Source organism: Staphylococcus sp. AC872 (assembly GCF_979255425.1).
The window spans coordinates 1-250 of the sequence record NZ_CEEDKW010000074.1; the positions used below are offsets into that span (position 1 = coordinate 1).

Below are 250 nucleotides of genomic sequence, written 5' to 3' on the forward strand. Positions count from 1 at the left end.
GCGTCGCGGTGCCCGCGGTAACCACCAGGAACAGGCTCAGCCATTCCATGGTATCGATCCGCCTGCCGCGCATGATCTGGAGGCCGATCTGCACGACGCCGAACGCGATGCCGAGGCCGACCGAGAGCGCGGTGTTGTGGGTCACCAGGAACAGAACGAGAAAGACAAGGGTCGACGCCAGGTCGAGGGCCAGCAGCCTAGCCGCGGTGAGGAAATGCTTCATCGGTGGTCGCGCTCCGCTTGCCTTGTC

1 protein-coding gene is annotated in these 250 nt (G+C 64.8%); it reads right to left on the minus strand.

The genetic code is table 11. From position 1 onward, the window contains the following. Positions 1–223, minus strand: a 223-nt coding sequence (locus tag ACZ267_RS12975; RefSeq protein ID WP_463680359.1) for a hypothetical protein, incomplete at its 3' end; no start/stop codon positions are given. Positions 224–250: the final 27 nt, after the last annotated feature.